This is a genomic window from Psychrobacter sp. TB55-MNA-CIBAN-0194, assembly GCF_040309505.1.
Taxonomy (GTDB): domain Bacteria; phylum Pseudomonadota; class Gammaproteobacteria; order Pseudomonadales; family Moraxellaceae; genus Psychrobacter; species Psychrobacter fozii.
In genome coordinates this window covers 1-212 of record NZ_JBEOOW010000893.1, presented here as the reverse complement: position 1 = coordinate 212, position 212 = coordinate 1, and the positions used below count along the sequence as shown (strand labels likewise).

Here is a 212-nt window from a genome sequence, read left to right as displayed (position 1 = left end):
AATGGCGCAACCAACTACCGCATTGACCAAATCAAACTGGCAGATGGCACGGTTTGGGATGTTGATCATATTAAAGAACAGGCTTTGCAAGCGAGTGATAGTGAAGGCGATGATCTCATTCAAGGTTATAGCAGCGCAGATACTCTATTAGGTCTAGGGGGTGATGACACCATCATTGGTAACGCAGGCAATGACACTTTAGACGGTGGCGA

At 46.7% G+C, this 212-nt stretch carries 1 protein-coding gene; it reads left to right on the top strand.

Annotated features, from left to right (window positions below):
* Window positions 1-212 (top strand): calcium-binding protein (locus AAEY75_RS17505; protein ID WP_352260463.1); only part of this gene is annotated, 212 nt, incomplete at both ends.